Source organism: Actinoplanes sp. NBC_00393, from assembly GCF_036053395.1.
In the GTDB taxonomy this organism is placed as follows: domain Bacteria; phylum Actinomycetota; class Actinomycetes; order Mycobacteriales; family Micromonosporaceae; genus Actinoplanes.
Genome location: NZ_CP107942.1, coordinates 5,216,569 through 5,232,650, shown reverse-complemented (window position 1 = coordinate 5,232,650; position 16,082 = coordinate 5,216,569). Strand labels below are relative to the sequence as shown.

Sequence of the window (16,082 nt, the reverse complement as noted above, 5' to 3'; positions counted from 1 at the left end):
GGCGCTGCAAACGTGCAAGTTGCGGAAAACTCGAGATCAACCGTTGCGCCAGTCGCCCGTCTGCAGGTGCGAACCCGCCTGCGGGCCCATCAGCAGCATGCCGCCGTCGACGACCCAGGACGCGCCGGTCACGTACGCCGCGTCCGGCCCGGCCAGCATCGCCACCACGGCGGCCACCTCGTTGGCGTCGCCGGGCCGGCCCACCGGAACGCCCGGGCGGTCCACGGTGTGCGGATCGACGTCCTCGTTGCCGGTCATCGGCGTCGCGATCTCGCCCGGTGCCACCGCGTTCACCGTGATCCCGTTGCCCGCCAGCTCCTGCGCCATCACCTTGGTGAGCAGGCCGAGGCCGCCCTTCGCCGCGCAGTAGGCGCCCGACCCGACCCGGGGCGCGTGCTCGTGCACGCTGGTGATGTTGATGATCCGGCCGCCCCGGCCGGCCTGCAGCATCCGCCGGGCGGCCCGCTGCGCGCAGAGGAACGGCCCGTCCAGATCGACCGCCAGAACCTCACGCCACTGCTCGTACCCGGTGTCGACGACCGGGGTGGAGATGCCGGTGCCGGCGCAGTTGACCAGGACACCCAGGCCGCCGAGCGCCTCGGCCAGGTCGTCGATCACGTCGGCCGCGCCGGGCAGGCGGGCCAGGTCGATCTGCCGTACCTCGGCGTTGCGGCCGGTTGCGCGTACCTTCCCGGCGGTCTCCTCGGCCCCGGCCTTGTCGGACCGGTAGGTGATGCCCACGTCGAAGCCTGCCCTGGCCAGCGCGACCGCGCCGGCCTCCCCGATACCGGAGTCCGCACCGGTGACGATCGCGATCCGGTCGTAACTGTCGTAGCGCATGCCGCGTGCTTACCCCGGCACGTCCCGGGGTAACTCGCGGGCCAGCACCTTGCCGGTGGCGTTGCGGGGGAGCGCGTCCAGGAAGATCACGTCCCGCGGGACGCTGAACCGGGCCCGGTGCCGCCGGACGTGCTCGCGGACCGCGTCGGTGTCCAGTTTCTCGCCGTCGCGCAGCACCAGGTAGGCGGCGAGCCGCTGACCGAACTCGTCGTCCGGCACACCGATCACGGCCACCTCGCGGACCTGCGGCAACGCGGCGAGCAGATCCTCGACCTCGCCGGGATAGACGTTCTCGCCGCCGGAGACGATCATGTCGTCCTCCCGGCCGTCCACGAAGACCCGGCCCGCCTCGTCGAGATGTCCCAGGTCACCGGTGCCGAGCAGACCGTTCGCCATCCGCGTGGCGGCGTCGTTGGTGTAGCCCTCGAAGAGCATCTCGTTCACCACGAACAGCCGGCCCACCTCACCGGCCGGCACCGGCCTGCCGTCGGCGTCGAGCACCGCGACCCTCGTGCCGTGTGGCGGGCGGCCCGCGGTGGCCGGGGCTCTGCGCAGGTCGGCGGGAGTGGCGATGGAGACCCAGGACGCCTCGGTCGAGCCGTACAGGTTGTAGAGGACGTCGCCGTACCGGTCCATGAACCGGGTGGCCAGGCCACCCGGCAGAGCCGAGCCGCTCACCGCGGCCACCCGCAGGCCGGGCATCTCCGCTTGCGCGGGCAGTTCCATCAGCTGCTGCAACATCACCGGTACGCCGATCAGCGCGGCACAGTTCTGCTGAGTCAACGTCGCGTGCGTGGCGGCCGCGTCGAACCGGCGGCGCAGCACGATCGTGGCCCGCAGCGCCAGGGCGATCTGCAGGCCGGCGAAACCCCAGGTGTGGAAGAGCGGCGCGGCGATCAGCACCCGGTCGCCGGCGCGCAACGGAATCCGGTCGATCACCGAGCAGAGCGGCCGGAACCCGCCGGGCGTGGGGCGGCGGGCGCCTTTCGGCACACCGGTCGTGCCGGACGTGAGCACGATGGTCCGGCCCGGCCGCTCCGGCGGTGTCGCCTTCCCCGACGGGGTCTGCTCGATCAGGTCGGCGATCCGCTGTTCGCCGAGAGTGTTGCCGACCCCGGCGACCTGCGGGGCGAACTCGTCGTCGTGGATCAGCGTCTGCAGCTTCTGATCGGCGACGACGGCTGCCAGCTGGTGCGCGGAGAGGCCGGTGTTCATCAGCACCGGATCGGCGCCGCGGCTGGTGACGGCGATCAGCGCCTCGATCATCCGGGCCGAGTTGCGGCACAGCAGCCCGACCCGGTCGCCGGCCTGCACCGGCAGGGCCCGGGCCAGCCGGTCGGAGCGGTCCAGCAGTTCCGCGTACGTCACCTCGCGCTCGTCGTCGGCCACGGCGATCCGCTTCGGGCTGCGGGCAGCGGCCTGCCGCAGCTCACCGGCGAGCCCGAACCCCCACCGGCCGAGCGCGGCGAACTGCCGGACGATCCGCACCGGGTTGCCCGGAGTGAGCAGACCCCGCCGGGCCATGGTCGCAGCGATGAAAGCGGCGTCCACGGCGGTCAGCGGATCTGCATGCCGGAGATGGCGCGGGCGATGACCAGGCGCTGGATCTCCGAGGTGCCCTCGAAGATGGTGTAGATCTTGGCGTCCCGGAACATCCGCTCCACCGGGTGCTCGCGCAGGTAGCCGGCGCCGCCGAGGATCTGCACCGCCTTCTCGGTGACCGCCACCGCCACCTCGCCGGCCTTCAGTTTGGACATCGAGCCCTCACCCGCGGCGAACGGCCGCTCGTTGCGGCCCATCCAGGCGGCCCGCCACACCAGCAGGCGGGCGGCGTCGATCTCCATCCGCATGTCGGCCAGGGCGAACGCGATCGCCTGGTTCTCGATGATGGGGCGGCCGAACTGGACCCGGGTCTTGGCGTATTCGAGCGCGTACTCGTACGCCGCCCGGGCAATGCCGATCGCCTGCGCGCCCACCGCCGGCCGGGAAAGCTCGAACGTCCGCATCGCGGCCTGCTTCGAGGCCCGCTGTCCCTCCCGGGCGCGGGCCAGGCGCTTGTCGAGGGCTTCCTTGCCGCCGAGCAGGCAGCTGCCCGGTACGCGTACGTCGTCGAGGAAGACGTCGGCGGTGTGCGAGGCCCGCAGGCCGAGCTTCTTCAGCTTCTTCGTGCCGGCCAGCCCTTTCGTGCCCGGCGGGACCACGAAAGCGGCCTGCCCGCGCGACCCCAGGGACGGGTCGACACTGGCCGTGACCACGTGCACGTTGGCGATGCCGCCGTTGGTCGCATACGCCTTCTGCCCGCTCAGCACCCACTCGTCGGTGGCCTCGTGGTAGACCGCCCGGGTCCGCATCGACGCCACATCGGAGCCGGCCTCCGGCTCGGTGCTGCAGAACGCCGCCACCTTCGGATCGTCAGCGTCGCCGAAACACTGCGGCACCCACTCGACCAGCTGCTCCGGCGTGCCCGACCCGTAGATCGCGGCCACCGCCAGCGAGGTGCCGGAGATCGCCATGCCGATCCCGCCGTCACCCCAGAACAGCTCCTCGTTGGCCACCGGCAGACTCAGGCCGCTCGTGTCCGACCAGGTGTTGACCAGGAACTCGAACCCGTACAGCCCGATCTTCGCCGCCTCCTGCAGCACGGGCCACGGGGTCTCTTCCCGCTCGTCCCACTCCGCAGCCGCCGGCCGGATCACCGACTCGGCGAAGCCGTGCACCCACTCGCGCAGCTCCTGCTGCTCCTCGTTGAGGTCAAGCCAGAACTCCACGCGAATCAGCCCTTTCCGCCAAGCAGGTTAACTCGCCGGTAACTTTAGGAGCGGGCTACCGCACTGACAAGGCCTGTCGATGGGCCGGCGCTCTCACGAGCACCGGCAGGTCCCCAGCGCGGACGGCACCACACCGCATGACGGACAGCCCGCGGACCGCGGTTGGCGATCTCGCCGTTCCAGACGCTGAAACGCGATGAGTTCGTCGTCGCGCAACGTGTCGACCTCCTCGGACCGTCCGCCGGCCCGGCCGGCCGGTTGCCGCCGGCGAGGCGGCGACTTTACAGACGTGCGGCGCCCCGCGGCCGCGGTGGGCTTCGGGGCTCTGCCGCCTGTGGCCAGAACCGCGTCGATGTCCTTCCCGGTCACGCTCGTCCAGCCGAGCCGGTGCAGATTCCCCGCGATCGTGGTCGCCGACATCCACGGCATCGCCGCGCGCGCCACCCGGACCGCGAGGGCGAGATTCGCCTCGGTCGTTCTCGCGCTGGTCCTGCCGGGCAGTCCACTGAGTGTGCGACCCACCGTGGCGGCATCGATCCCCGGCCAGTCGCATTTCCTCAGGTACCTGCACATGCTTTCCTTCGTGAGCCCGGGCGCGAAGGCGCGGAGGACCTGAAGCGCAAGCAGGAGGTCGGCGTGCGACACCGGGCCCCTACGCGCCGGGGTCGTGGCCATGGACCGGGCCGGGGCGGCTGCCTTCGGCGCGGGTGCCGGGCGGCGCGTGACGGCAGCGGCCCGGCGGGTCACGGGTGGCCGGCCATCGCCGCCGGCGCGGTGGGTGACCAGGTCCCAGAAGTCCGCCGCGAGTTCGGCGGGGTCGTCGTTCTCGTGGTCGAAGCGGAAGGCGTCGCGGCCGCGCGCGGCGTCCGAATAGAAGTCGTCGATCGATCTCGCCATGCCGATCCCCGTTCTGAGCACCCCATTTGCCCGGATGTTAGGCCGGGCACGGGTGTGGGGAGCGGCAGGCGCGAGGGGGTCAGGACGTGATCGAACCGAACAGATGAGGGCGCTTCGACCGGAGGGCGAAAGACCACCCGTCGCTGGTCGGAGTGGCGTTGAACTCTGCCCGGGCGGGCAGCAGGACTGGCTGCTTGAAGGCGACCTCGACCGTGTAGGTGTCCGGCAGGCGGCCCTCCAGCGCGGCCAGGGAGCGGGCCTTGGTCCACATGCCGTGGGCGATCGGGCGGGGGAAGCCGAACAAGCGGGCGCCGAGCCGGGAGGTGTGGATGGGGTTGCGGTCGCCGGAAACGGCAGCGTAATCGCTGCCGACCCGGGCCGGCACTCGCCAGATCGAGCCTGCGCCGGGCGAGCCAGGGGCGGCGGGCGAGCCAAGGGTGGCGGGCGAGTCGGGGCCGGGGGAGGTCGGCGGGTTTTCGGTGGAGCGGCGGGACTCGATGCGCAAGTACGTGGAGACGCTGTGCCAGACCTCCTCGCCGTCGATGGAGGCGGTGGCGATGGTGTCGAACTGGCGGCCGCGAGGGTGGTCGCGCAGCGCGGCGACGCGGACGGCGAGGTCCAGGGGAGTGGTCGCGGAGACGGGACGGCGCACCGTGATCCGGTTGGTGATATGCACCAGGCCGATCAGGGGCAGCGGGAAGTCGGGGGCCGTCATCAAGCGCATGGCCAGCGGGAACGCCAGGACGTGCGGATAGGTGGCGGGCAGCGTGTCGGACAGCCGGAAGCCGCACACCCGGTCGTAGGCGGCCAGGTGCGAGCGGTCCACGACCACACCGCGCTGGACCATCTCCACGTCCGGCAGGGTGGTGCCGCGCCGGGTGCCGGGGAGCAGGCCTAAAGCGGCCCGGGCGTACGCCGCACCGACACCCGGCCCGGAGCTGAGCTCGACGACCGCGACCATCTCAGGCCCCCAGCAGACTCTGGCCGCAGACGCGGACCACGTTCCCGGTGATCGTCGCCGAGCCGGGCGAGGCGAACCAGGCGATGGTCTCGGCCACGTCGATCGGCAGGCCGCCCTGGGACATGCTGTTCAGTCGCCGCCCGGCCTCGCGCAGCCCGAGCGGCATCTTCGCGGTCATCGCCGTCTCGATGAAGCCGGGCGCCACCGCGTTGATCGTGATGCCGCGTTCCAGCAGCAGCGGCGCGTGCGACTGCACCAGCCCGATCACGCCGGCCTTGCTGGTCGCGTAGTTGGTCTGCCCCCGGTTCCCGGCGATGCCGGCGATCGACGCGACCCCGACGATCCGGCCGCCGGACGGGATCAGATCCCGTTCCAGCAGCACGTCGTTGACCCGTTCCGGGGCGGTCAGGTTGACCCCGAGCACCGAATCCCAGCGGGCCTGGTCCATCCGGGCGATCGTCTTGTCCCGGGTGATGCCGGCGTTGTGCACGACGATGTCCACCCCGGCGTGCGGGCCGGCGGCCAGATAGCCGGCGAGCCGGGCCGGGGCGTCGTCGGCGGTCAGGTCGAGCTGCAGGGCCCGGCCGCGGGTCTCGTTGGCCACGTCGGCGAGCGCGTCGCCCGCGGCCGGCACGTCCAGCGCGATCACGTCGGCGCCGTCGCGGGCCAGGGTCCGGGCGATGGCCGCGCCGATGCCGCGGGCCGCGCCGGTGACCAGCGCGAGCTTGCCGTCCAGCGGGCGCTCCCAGTCGCTCACCGCCGGCACGCTGCCGGCGCCGACCCGGATCACCTGGCCGGACACGTACGCCGAACGCCCGCTCAGCAGGAACCGCAGCGTGGACTCGAGCGTCGCCTCACCGCCGGGCGCCACGTAGACGAGCTGGGCGGTGACGCCACGCCCGAACTCCTTGCCGATGCTGCGGGTGAGACCTTCGAGCGCCCGCTGCGCGGTCGCTTCCTTCGGCCCGGCGGTGGCTTCCGGTGGGGTGCCGAGCACGATCACGCGGCCGGAGACGTTCACGGAGCGGGCGTACGGGTGGAAGAAGTCGAACAGACCCCGCAACTGGCCGGAGTCCCCGATTCCCGTCGCGTCGAAGACGAGCGCGCCGTACCGTACGCCATCGGTGCCCTGATCAGTGACCTCGGCACCGGCCGCTTCCACCTGCTTGCGGACCGGCTCGGAGAGCCGGCCGCCCGGCGCCGCACCCAGCAGGACCGGCCCGGTGGTCAGCGGCTCCCCGGGCTGGAACCGGCGCAGCCGGGGCGGATCAGGCAGCCCGAGGCGCTTGACCACGGTCCGGCCCAGACCGGAGTTGGCGAAGTTCGCGTACCTGTCAGCCATGCGAGTAGCCTACCGGTGAGTAGCCTCTGGGCTCATCGATGCTCCGTTTGATCGGGAGGAAGTCGTGCCGAACGTGCGCCGTGTTGCCGTCCTGGGTGGGAACCGGATCCCGTTCGCCCGCTCCAACAGCCGGTACGCCCAGGCCTCGAACCAGGACATGCTGACCGCCGCGCTGGACGGTCTGATCGCCCGGTTCGGGCTGGCCGGCGAGCAGCTCGGCGAGGTGGTGGCCGGTGCGGTGCTCAAGCACTCCCGCGACTTCAACCTGACCCGCGAGGTGGTCCTCGGTTCCCGGCTGGACCCGCGCACCCCGGCGTACGACATTCAGCAGGCCTGCGGCACCGGTCTCGAGGCGGCCATCCTGGTGGCCAACAAGATCGCGCTCGGGCAGATCGACTCCGGTGTGGCCGGTGGTGTGGACACCACGTCCGACGCGCCGCTGCAGCTCAACGAGGACATGCGGAGGGCGCTGCTGCAGCTCAACCGGGCCCGTTCGCTCGGCGACCGGTTGAAGGCGGTGGCCAAGCTGCGCCCGCAGCAGGCGCTCAAGCCGGAGCTGCCGCGCAACGCCGAGCCGCGGACCGGCCTGTCGATGGGTGAGCACGCGGCGATCACGGCGCTGCGCTGGCACATCGACCGGGCCGCGCAGGACGAGTTGGCTCTCACTTCGCATCAGCGGCTCGCGGCGGCGTACGAAAGCGGCTTCTTCGATGATCTTCTGACGCCCTATCTGGGGCTGACCCGTGACCAGAACCTGCGGCCGGACAGCAGCCTGGAGAAGCTCGCCAAGCTCAAGCCGGTGTACGGCAAGGAGAACGCGACGATGACGGCGGGCAACTCGACGCCGCTGACCGACGGCGCCTCCACCGTGCTGCTGGCCTCCGAGGAGTGGGCGTCGGCGCACTCGCTGCCGGTGCTGGCGTATTTCGCCGACTCCGAGACGGCCGCCGTGGACTACGTGCACGGGGACGAGGGTCTGCTGATGGCGCCCGCCTACGCGGTGCCGCGGATGCTCGCGCGCAACGGGCTGACCCTGCAGGACTTCGACTACTACGAGATCCACGAGGCGTTCGCGTCGCAGGTGCTGGCGACGCTGGCGGCCTGGGAATCGCCGGAGTTCTGCAAGGAGAAGCTCGGGCTGGACGCGCCGCTCGGCTCGATCGACCGGGCCAAGCTCAACGTCAACGGGTCGTCCCTCGCAGCCGGCCACCCGTTCGCCGCGACCGGCGGCCGGATCGTGGCGTCGCTCGCCAAGCTGCTCGCCCGGAAGGGCTCCGGCCGGGGCCTGATCTCCATCTGCGCGGCGGGTGGCCAGGGCGTCGTCGCCATCCTGGAGCGCTGACGGTCCGGCTGTCACGCAGTGCTGCTTCCGTGCGGTTGAGGCAGCACTGGGCGTCAGCCGGTTTGCTTGGCTGTCACGCAGTGCTGCTTCCGGGCGGTTGAGGCAGCACTGGGCGTCAGCCGGTTTGCTTGGCTGTCACGCAGTGCTGCTTCCGGGTGGTTGAGGCAGCACTGGGCGTCAGCCGGATCACGTGGCCGAGGCCAGGGCTTCGGCCACTGCGGCGGCTGCGGCTTCGGCGTCGTCGCCCTCGGCGTGCACGGTGACTGTGCTGCCGGCGTCGGCGCCCAGGGACATCAAGCGCAGGGCGCTGGTGGCGGCCGCGGACCTCTCGCCGTACCGGATCTCGATCTTCGCGGTGAAGCCGGCGGCGGCCCGCACCACCGCGCCCGCCGGCCGGGCATGCAGGGCCGCCCGCAGCACGACCGTGGTCTCAGAACTTGGGGACATCGCGGGCCTCCCGGGCAGCGCCGGCCACGGTCTCCAGGTCGGCGCCGGTCGAGGCGAGCACCGCGGCGGCCACCGCGCCTTCCACGAACGGCGCGTCCACCAGCTGCGGGCCGGGCGGCAGATCCTCCAGCACGGTACGCGCGGTCAGCACCGCGCTGCCCAGATCGGCCAGGACGACGACGCCCGCGCCGGTGTCGGCCCGCTTCACCGCGGCTTCGATGCGGTCGGCCGACGTGCCCAGGTCACCGTCCTCGGTGCCGGCGGCCGGCTCGATGCGGACCTCATCGGTGGCGACCTGCTGGAGCAGATCCCGTAATCCGTCCGCCAATTTCTCGCTGTGTGACACCAGCACGATCCCCACAAGCGCCATGACTGTGGATGTTAACCACACAAAGTCTTGGCTGGATCGCTCAGCGCGACAATGCTGAGGGGCGGAGGCACCGTCGCCCCTGGAAGGAGCCGGTCGTGAAGAAATTCATCAACGATCCCGCCGACGTGGTGGCCGAGGCGCTCGCCGGAATCGCCGCCGCCCACCCCGGCGAGCTGCGCGTCCACACCACCGAGCAGTACATTGCGCGTGCCGATGCGCCGCGCCCCGGCAAGGTCGCGCTGGTGTCCGGCGGCGGCTCCGGCCACGAGCCGTTGCACGGCGGTTTCGTCGGCGCCGGGATGCTCGACGCCGCCTGCCCCGGCGAGGTGTTCACCTCCCCGGTGCCGGACCAGATCCTCGCCGCCACGAAGGCCGTCGACGGCGGCGCCGGGGTGGTGCACGTGGTCAAGAACTACACCGGCGACGTGATGAACTTCCAGCTCGCCGCGGAGCTCGCCGCCGACGAGGGGATCACCGTGGAGTCGGTGCTCGTCGACGACGACATCGCGGTGGAGGACTCGACCTGGACGGCCGGCCGCCGCGGCACCGGCGCCACCCTGCTGGTCGAGAAGATCGCCGGGGCACGCGCCGAGGAGGGCGGCAAGCTGGGCGAGGTCGCGGCGATCGGGCGCGAGGTCAACACGGCGTCCGCCTCTTTCGCGTACGCGCTGACCGCCGGAACCACCCCCGCCGCCGGCCGGCCCGGTTTCGACCTGCCGGCGGACGAGATCGAGGTCGGCGTCGGCATCCACGGCGAGCCCGGCCGCCGCCGCGAGAAGCTGCGCCCGGCGAAGGAGCTGGTCCGTTCGGCGCTCGACGCGATTCTCGAGGCCAAGCCGGTGGATCGCGGCGACCGGGTGATCCTGCTGGTCAACGGCCTGGGCGGCACCCCGCTGCTGGAGCTCTACCTGGTCTACGGCGAGGTCGCGAAGGTGCTGGAGGAGCGCGGGATCACGATCGCCCGCCGGCTGGTCGGCAACTACGTGACGAGCCTGGACATGGCCGGGCTGTCGCTCACCGTCACCCGGGTGACCGACGAGATGCTCCGCCTGTGGGACGCCCCGGTGCGTACCCCCGGCCTGCGCTGGGGTGCGTGACGTGGACGTCGCTCTCGCTCTCGCCTGGCTGCGTGCCTCCGCCGGCGCTGTCGCCGCCGAGTCCGACCGGCTCACCCGGCTGGACTCGGCGATCGGCGACGGCGACCACGGGGTGAACCTGAACCGGGGGTTCGCCGCGGTCGTCGCCGCCCTCGACGGGACCCCGCCGGACGCGGTCGGCGCCGTGTTCGTGAAGGCCGGCACCACGCTGATCTCCAAAGTGGGCGGCGCCTCCGGCCCGCTGTACGGCAGTGCCCTGCGCGCCCTCGGCAAGGCGCTGCCACCGGGGACCGAGGTGGAGTTGCCCGCGCTGGCCGGTGGACTGAACGCCGGCTTGGAGGCGGTCCGCAAGCTGGGCGGAGCGGAGCCGGGCGACAAGACCATCGTGGACGCCTACCGGCCGGCGCTCGACGCCTTCGAGGAGGCGGTCTCGGGCGGTGCCGACCTGGCCGAGGCGGCCGCGGCGGCGGCCCGGGCGGCGGACGAGGGCGCCCGCGCGACCACGGCCATGCAGGCTCGTAAGGGCCGGGCCTCCTATCTCGGTGAGCGCAGCGTCGGCCACCAGGATCCGGGCGCCACCTCCACCGCACTGATCTTCCAGGCGCTCGCCGACGTGACCGGATGAGGGTGGTGGGGCAGGGGAGCCCGGTTGGGGTTCACGAGCCCTGCGAGTCTCGCCGAGTCCGGCCCATCGGGGTCCCGGTGAATTCACAATCGCAATATGGGAGCCGGTTCCTCAACCTGACCGAGGTGGTGCCGATCCTGCGGCCGTAGCGAGTCACCGAGGTGAGCAGGAAGGCATGGAAATGGGTCTGGGCGGGTTGTTCGACAACCGATCTCTACGGACGAAGATCGGTGCGGCGGCGATGACCGCGACGGCCAGTGGTCTTCTGGTCGGCGGGCTGGCCATCAGTACGGTCTACGACCTCAACCGGGATACCGCGGCTGCCCAGCGGCAGTCGCTGGCGATCGAGTCGTCGGTCGGCACGTACAACACGAACATCGAGTCGTTCAGCGCCAACACCTCTTCCCTGCGGCTCTACCCGAGCCTGGCCGCGGATATCCAGAAAAACATGGCGGCCAACCAGAAGGCGATCACCGCGGCGCTCGACACGTTGAGCACCAACCTGCCGGGCGATGCCACCGTGGCCAAGGCGAAGAAGGACTGGGAGGCCTACGTCGCCTTCATGAGCGCGACCGAGGGTAGCTCGGCCACTCCCGAGGAGCTCGCCGCGGGCGTGAAGAAGTACAACGAGTTGCGTGCGGCCCTCGCCGAGGACCAGGCGGCTCTCAAGGCGCATGCCGCGCAGCTCGCCGAGCAGAGCATCACCGACGCCAAGGACGCCGGCAACCGGGCCACCTGGACGATCGGCCTGCTGCTCGCTGCGGGTGTGCTGCTCAGCACGCTGATCGGGTTCCGGGTCGCGTCCCGGGTGAGCCAGACCGTCCGCAGCGTCTCCGACCTGGCCGAGCGGCTGGCCGACGGCGACCTGACCCGTACCTCCGGGGTGCAGAGCGAGGACGAGATCGGCAAGATGGCGGCGGCCCTGGACCGCGGCATCGGCCGCCTGCGCGAGGACGTCGTGCAGCTCGCCGGCAGCGTCAGCACGCTGCAGACCGCGGCCGGCCAGCTCAGCTCGGTCTCGGTCGCCGTCGACGACGCCGCCAACCAGGCCTCGGCGCAGGCCGGCACGGTCGCGGCCGCCGCCGACGTGGTCTCCAACAACCTGCAGATCGTCTCGGCCGGCTCGCAGGAGATGGGCTCGGCGATCCGCGACATCAGCGTCTCGACCTCCGAGGCGACCGAGGTCGCCGCCCAGGCCGTGCAGGTCGCCGAGGCGACCAACGCGATCGTGTCCCGGCTCGGCGACTCGTCTGCGGAGATCGCCACCGTGGTCAAGGTGATCACCAGCATCGCCGAGCAGACCAACCTGCTCGCGCTGAACGCGACCATCGAGGCGGCCCGGGCCGGCGAGCTGGGCAAGGGCTTCGCGGTGGTGGCCGGCGAGGTCAAGGACCTGGCCCAGGAGACCGCGAAGGCGACCGAGGACATCTCCCAGCGGGTCCAGGCGATCCAGGCCGACACCAGCGGCGCGGTCACCGCGATCGGCGAGATCTCGACGATCATCGAGCGGATCAACGGCCTGCAGCTGACCATCGCCTCGGCGGTGGAGGAGCAGACCGCCACCACGCAGGAGATGAATCGTACGCTCACCGAGGCCGCGGACGGCGCCGGCAACATCGCCGCGACCATCACCACGGTCTCCGACGCGACCCGCCGGACCACCGACACCGTCGGCGACACCCGGCACGCGGCCGAGGAGCTCACCGTCACGGCCGGCCAGCTTCAGGCGGTGGTCTCCCGGTTCCGGTACTGACCGGCGCACAGCTTCTGGTGCCGGCCGTCGACAGCTGCCAATGTGTAGCTAGCGATGCCGGCACCGGAGGTCCGTGAGATGTACCCGCCCGAACCGTGGCAGTTGCGCGGTCAGATGTTCCTGTCGGTCTTCCTGATTCCCCGGGGGCGGCTCCCGCAGCTGCCCCCGGTTCTCGATGCCGCGGTCAAGCCCCTCACAGTGGGCGGCCGGGTCGCGGTCGGCGCCGCCTGGGTGAAGTACGAGCCCGGCGGCGTCCTGCATTACCAGGAGCTGCTCAGCGCCGTCCTGGTGCACCACCACGGCCGTCCGCGGGTGAGCATCATCGACATCTGGGTGGACAGCGTCGCCTCCCGGGAGGGCGGCCGGCGGCTCTGGGGCATCCCCAAGGAGCTGGCCGAGTTCCGGATCGACGCCGACGACGAGCCACTGGTCGACGCGTCGGCCACCCTGCCCGGCCCGGTCCCCCCGCCCGGCCTGCCCGGTGCCGCCCCGGAGCCGGCGGCGCCGTTCGCGTCGGCCCTGGTCCGGCTGAAGGGCCGGCTGCCGGGCCGGTTCCCGCTGGGCTTCTCGGTGGCGCAGGCGCTCGGCGAGCAGGTCCGGCACACCCCGGTGCGCGGCCGGGCCGGATTGCGTACGGCGAACGCGGCCTGGCGGCCGGATCCGGACGGCCCGCTCGGCTACCTGGCCGCCCGCCGTCCGGTGCTCAGCCTGGCCGTCACCGACTTCTGGCTGACCTTCGGCCGGACCGCCACCGACCGGGCCCGCTCCGGCTCACCGAAGGGTCGCGCTGCTTCCTGATCCGTGACTCCCTGTACGGTTCGGCGGATGAAACACCATCACCACGCGCCGGGCGCCGAACCGGCGCTGCCCCAGGCACGCCGGCTCACCCTGCTCGTGCTGATCCCGGCGCTGCTGATCACCGTGGTCGGCATGCTGCTGCTCTGGCCGCGGGACACCCCGCAGGCCACCGAGGGCGAGGGCCCGGCACGGGCGTTCGGGCAGGTCGTCACGGTCGCCCCGGCGGAGTGCCCGCCGGTGCCGGAGGGCGAGACCCCGCAGGAGGACTGCGGCACCGTCACGGTGAAGCTCGACGACGGCACCGAGGTCGTCACCGAGATGCCCGGCGGCCCCGGCGCCCCGGAGATCGCGGCCGGCGACGACGTGGTGATGCTGGTCCTGTCGAACCAGGACGGCACCCTCAACTACTCGATCGCCGACCACCAGCGGTCCAACGCGCTCTGGCTGCTCGGGGCGGCGTTCGCGCTGGCGGTGATCGCGTTCGGGCGGTGGCGTGGGGTGACCGCGCTGGCCGGTCTCGCCGTCACGTTCGGCATCCTGCTCTGGTTCATCGTCCCGGCGATCCTGGACGGCCGCTCACCGGTGGCGGTCGCGGTGGTCGGCGCCGCCGCGATCATGCTGGTGGTGCTGTACCTGACGCACGGCTTCTCCACCACCACCACGATCGCGGTGGCCGGCACACTGGTGAGCCTCGCGATCACGGCCGTGCTGGCGGCGCTGGCGACCGGGGTCGTGCACCTGTCCGGCGTGGCCGACGAGACCTCGAACTACCTGACCATCACCCAGGGCGACGTCAACATGCAGGGCCTGCTGCTGGCCGGCATCGTGATCGGCTCGCTGGGCGTGCTCGACGACGTCACGGTCACCCAGTCGGCGACGGTCACCGAGCTGGCGGTGGCCAACCCGGCGTACGGCTTCCGGCAGCTCTACGGCGCCGCGACGCGGATCGGCCGGGCGCACATCGCCTCGGTGATCAACACGATCGTGCTGGCGTACGCCGGCGCCTCATTGCCGTTGATGCTGCTCTTCGCGGCCGGCAACACCCCGGTCGGTGAGCTGCTCACCTCGCAGCTGATCGCTCAGGAGCTGGTCCGCAGCGCGGTCGGCACGATCGGCCTGGTAGCCGCGGTGCCGATCACCACGGCACTCGCCGCCTATCTGGCGTCCCGTTCGGCCCGCCCGGAACCCGGCGGCGCCGCACCCACCGTGGAAGAGGTACGGCGCCCGCCCGAGGACCCGTGGGCCGCTTTCGTGGAACGCTGAGGGTTACTTCTTGCCGCCGCACTTCTTCCAGGCGACCCGGTAGACGGTGTTGATCGCGGCGTCGGTGGAGTCCATCGAGATGAAGCTGGTGTGCTTCTTCGCGTCCGAACTGCCGCGGTTCACCCGCAATTCGGTGTTGATGTTCAGATAGCGCCGTTCGCCGCACGGCAGGAAACTGAGCGAGGTGACCCCGACCTTGTCGGTGCGCTGCCAGTTGTCGTCCATCGGGCCCTTGAAATTGTGCTGGACCCGGGTGGTCTGGGAATGGCCCTGGAAGTAGTAGTTGGCGGCCTCCTGCGCCCAGGCCCCCTTCTGCAGGTTCGCGTAACCGCGGTAGTCGGCGCTGGCGATCGCGAAGGTGAATCCGGACGGCACCTTGATGTCCAGGGCGAGCTGACAGTTCTTCCGGAAGTCCAGCGGCGTGGCCTCCGGGCCGACCTGCGCGGTGTATTTCGAGTAGGTCACCGTGAACGCGGTGTTGTCCGGCGAGACCGCGATCTCCGCGCTCTTCGGCGGGCAGCCCGAGCCGTTCGCGTTCACCACGTCGATGATCATCATCTCGTCCGGCGCCGGCAGGGGTGTGGCCTGAGCCGGAGCAGCCACGGCCAGGGCGCCCAGAAGGGCCGCGCCGGCAGTCATCGAACGCAACATGAGAATTCCCCCCGTTGGGTTTCCGCTAATCCATTCACTGAACCGGAAAAAGGTTCGGAAAATGGAGCTCCCTAATCTTTTCCATTGCTCACCCTAGCGATCTCGCCAAAGTGTGTGCGGAGCCCGATGAACAGCAGTACGGGAGTTTGGGAAAGGCGGCCATTCGGTCCGAATTCTCGAATGGCCGCCCTGCGGTGTCCGGCTTGTGCTATCAGCCGGCGCGCTCGGCGACGAAACTGCTCGCGTCGTCGAGGAACTGGTTGTAGTTCAGATGTGCGGCGAGGCTCGTCCCGCCCTGGCAGAACCGGTCGTTGCGATTGCAGAACGACTGGGTCCGGTCGGCCACCGCGGCCAGCCGGTTCCGGCCGCGCGGGAAGATCCCGGACCGGTTGCCGTCGGTGACGTTGAACGGCTCCCCGGCGGTGAAGCTCGGATCACCGAAGAGCAGCACCGCGGCGACGTTGTCGAGGTCGCCGGCGAGCGGGCCGGTCACCGTGTCGCCGACCACGTCCGCGCCCTGGGAGTAGCCGGCCAGCACGACCTTCGTCTCCGGGCACGCGGCGGCGGTGCGCTGAACCTTCGCGGTCAGGTCCGCCACGCCCTGCCGTACGCTCGCCGTGTAGTTGAACGACGCCGGGTAGTCGACCGCCGTCGTGCGTACCGTCTGCGGCAGCTCCCGGGTGATCCGCTGAGCCAGCGGGGTGAGCAGCACGCCCAGCCCGGGCCGTTCGGTCGTCCCGCGCGCGCCGAGCACCTCCACATCAGCACAGCCGTTCCGGGGCGCCTCCGCGGCGAAGGTCAGGGGTGCCACAGCCATCCCACCGATGACCACCGCACCCGCCGCCACGAGTGTCACCATCCTGCTCCTGCGCATGTTCGACGTCCTTTCGTCGGTTGCCCACGTTCTGGCACCCGGTACGCAGGAACC

General features: G+C 71.4%; 16 protein-coding genes. 6 read left to right on the top strand and 10 right to left on the bottom strand.

Features of this window, described 5'->3' with window-relative positions:
- Window positions 1-36: 36 nt before the first annotated feature.
- The 6 genes from OHA21_RS24465 to OHA21_RS24440 all read right to left on the bottom strand — a co-directional run bounded on the left by OHA21_RS24465 (window position 37) and on the right by OHA21_RS24440 (window position 6,808).
- The gene (locus OHA21_RS24465; RefSeq protein WP_328477424.1) at window positions 37-840 is read right to left on the bottom strand and encodes an SDR family oxidoreductase; all 804 of its coding nucleotides are present in this window, start codon (window positions 838-840) and stop codon (window positions 37-39) included.
- Window positions 841-849: 9 nt separating this feature from the next.
- Entirely contained in the window at window positions 850-2,391 is a 1,542-nt protein-coding gene (locus OHA21_RS24460; RefSeq protein ID WP_328477422.1) for an AMP-binding protein, read from the bottom strand.
- A gap of 5 nt (window positions 2,392-2,396) precedes the next feature.
- A complete protein-coding gene (locus tag OHA21_RS24455; RefSeq protein ID WP_328477420.1) occupies window positions 2,397-3,608 on the bottom strand; it encodes an acyl-CoA dehydrogenase family protein in 1,212 nt (403 codons plus the stop codon).
- A 93-nt stretch (window positions 3,609-3,701) separates the two neighbouring features.
- Window positions 3,702-4,505 carry a hypothetical protein gene (locus tag OHA21_RS24450; protein ID WP_328477418.1) on the bottom strand — a complete coding sequence of 268 codons (804 nt, stop codon included), beginning with the start codon at window positions 4,503-4,505 and terminating at the stop codon, window positions 3,702-3,704.
- A gap of 79 nt (window positions 4,506-4,584) precedes the next feature.
- Entirely contained in the window at window positions 4,585-5,466 is an 882-nt protein-coding gene (locus tag OHA21_RS24445; protein WP_328477416.1) for a MaoC/PaaZ C-terminal domain-containing protein, read from the bottom strand.
- Window position 5,467: 1 nt separating this feature from the next.
- Window positions 5,468-6,808, bottom strand: a complete 1,341-nt coding sequence (locus OHA21_RS24440) for a 3-oxoacyl-ACP reductase (RefSeq protein ID WP_328477414.1) — start codon at window positions 6,806-6,808, stop codon at window positions 5,468-5,470.
- A 64-nt stretch (window positions 6,809-6,872) separates the two neighbouring features.
- Between OHA21_RS24440 and OHA21_RS24435 the strand changes: the two genes are divergently transcribed.
- Window positions 6,873-8,150 (top strand): acetyl-CoA C-acetyltransferase, encoded by a 1,278-nt coding sequence (locus tag OHA21_RS24435; protein ID WP_328477412.1) that lies wholly within the window; start codon window positions 6,873-6,875, stop codon window positions 8,148-8,150.
- A gap of 186 nt (window positions 8,151-8,336) precedes the next feature.
- Here OHA21_RS24435 and OHA21_RS24430 read toward each other — a convergent pair whose 3' ends face one another.
- Both OHA21_RS24430 and dhaM read right to left on the bottom strand, forming a co-directional pair.
- The gene (locus OHA21_RS24430; RefSeq protein ID WP_328477410.1) at window positions 8,337-8,597 is read right to left on the bottom strand and encodes an HPr family phosphocarrier protein; all 261 of its coding nucleotides are present in this window, start codon (window positions 8,595-8,597) and stop codon (window positions 8,337-8,339) included.
- The gene (gene dhaM / locus OHA21_RS24425; RefSeq protein ID WP_328477408.1) at window positions 8,581-8,967 is read right to left on the bottom strand and encodes a dihydroxyacetone kinase phosphoryl donor subunit DhaM; all 387 of its coding nucleotides are present in this window, start codon (window positions 8,965-8,967) and stop codon (window positions 8,581-8,583) included. The genes OHA21_RS24430 and dhaM overlap by 17 nt, the downstream gene beginning before the upstream one ends.
- A gap of 95 nt (window positions 8,968-9,062) precedes the next feature.
- Between dhaM and dhaK the strand changes: the two genes are divergently transcribed.
- The 5 genes from dhaK to OHA21_RS24400 all read left to right on the top strand — a co-directional run bounded on the left by dhaK (window position 9,063) and on the right by OHA21_RS24400 (window position 14,503).
- The gene (gene dhaK, locus OHA21_RS24420) at window positions 9,063-10,064 is read left to right on the top strand and encodes a dihydroxyacetone kinase subunit DhaK (RefSeq protein ID WP_328477406.1); all 1,002 of its coding nucleotides are present in this window, start codon (window positions 9,063-9,065) and stop codon (window positions 10,062-10,064) included.
- A 1-nt stretch (window position 10,065) separates the two neighbouring features.
- The gene (dhaL, locus tag OHA21_RS24415) at window positions 10,066-10,689 is read left to right on the top strand and encodes a dihydroxyacetone kinase subunit DhaL (RefSeq protein WP_328477404.1); all 624 of its coding nucleotides are present in this window, start codon (window positions 10,066-10,068) and stop codon (window positions 10,687-10,689) included.
- A 175-nt stretch (window positions 10,690-10,864) separates the two neighbouring features.
- Window positions 10,865-12,442 (top strand): methyl-accepting chemotaxis protein, encoded by a 1,578-nt coding sequence (locus tag OHA21_RS24410; RefSeq protein WP_328477402.1) that lies wholly within the window; start codon window positions 10,865-10,867, stop codon window positions 12,440-12,442.
- Window positions 12,443-12,520: 78 nt separating this feature from the next.
- Window positions 12,521-13,240: an acetoacetate decarboxylase family protein gene (locus tag OHA21_RS24405; protein WP_328477400.1), complete on the top strand. Its 720-nt coding sequence runs from the start codon at window positions 12,521-12,523 to the stop codon at window positions 13,238-13,240.
- 27 nt (window positions 13,241-13,267) lie between these two features.
- A complete protein-coding gene (locus OHA21_RS24400; protein ID WP_328477398.1) occupies window positions 13,268-14,503 on the top strand; it encodes a YibE/F family protein in 1,236 nt (411 codons plus the stop codon).
- A gap of 3 nt (window positions 14,504-14,506) precedes the next feature.
- On the opposite strand, the gene OHA21_RS24395 is transcribed toward OHA21_RS24400, so the two are convergent.
- Both OHA21_RS24395 and OHA21_RS24390 read right to left on the bottom strand, forming a co-directional pair.
- On the bottom strand, window positions 14,507-15,154 hold the full coding sequence (locus tag OHA21_RS24395; RefSeq protein WP_328477396.1) for a DUF4360 domain-containing protein: 648 nt from the start codon (window positions 15,152-15,154) through the stop codon (window positions 14,507-14,509).
- Window positions 15,155-15,365: 211 nt separating this feature from the next.
- On the bottom strand, window positions 15,366-16,028 hold the full coding sequence (locus OHA21_RS24390) for a cutinase family protein (protein ID WP_328477394.1): 663 nt from the start codon (window positions 16,026-16,028) through the stop codon (window positions 15,366-15,368).
- Between the last annotated feature and the right edge of the window lie 54 nt (window positions 16,029-16,082).